General features: G+C 43.4%; 1 pseudogene. It reads left to right on the top strand.

The annotated features are described in order from the left end of the window. Positions 1-98: 98 nt before the first annotated feature. Positions 99-653, top strand: a pseudogene (locus DW49_RS1000000131095) (MFS transporter); the annotation flags it as partial. Positions 654-731: the final 78 nt, after the last annotated feature.

The raw sequence follows: 731 nt of genomic DNA, 5'->3' as shown, positions 1-731 counted from the left end.
CTGTTTTCGAAAAAACCAGCTACTAACTAACGTAAAATTCAAATTTTATCAATAACTTAGGTTGCGGGACACGGGTAAATTATTTCGCAAACAGTACACTAGTAGTCGTGCTTCTTGTATCAATTGGGTATAACGCACTCAGCTATATATTTAAAACGTTTTCACTTGCTTATCTCACCTTGTACAAAGGTGTGACTGCAAACACTACATCACTTTCGGTAACTATTGCCAGTCTAATAGCAATCTTCACTGTCCCCTGCTTTGGAGCTTTGTGTGACCGTTGGAGCAGCAAAAAAGTATTGATGGCTGGGGGAGCTTTGTCAGCCATATTTGCATACACCTTCATGCAGCTTCTTGAGACGGGCCAGAACCTATGGATCTTCATTGCTATTGGTCTTGCGACTGGTGTACTGGCTCCGATGATGTTTTCCCCTCAAGGTTCTTTCTTGAGTCGTCAATTTCCTGCGCATACAAGGTCATCAGGCGTAGGCACAGGCCGTGAGATCGGAACCGCAATTGCAGGTGGTCTAGCACCGCTTGGAGCGTTGTCACTGGTTTCAAGCTCACCCAACCACTCTACAAGTGGCGTCGTATGGATTTTGATATTGTCGGCAGTCTTGCTTGTGGTGGCTAGTGTACTGTTTTCAAAATAAGTTACCCATAACCTGCAAGCTAAGCTATTGATAAGATTTGAATTTTACGTTAGTTGGTGGCTGATTTTTTCGAAAACA

Source organism: Pseudomonas avellanae BPIC 631 (genome assembly GCF_000444135.1).
GTDB classification, from domain to species: domain Bacteria; phylum Pseudomonadota; class Gammaproteobacteria; order Pseudomonadales; family Pseudomonadaceae; genus Aquipseudomonas; species Aquipseudomonas avellanae.
The sequence above is the reverse complement of the archived record's forward strand: the minus strand, read 5'-3'. Positions and strand labels throughout refer to the sequence as shown.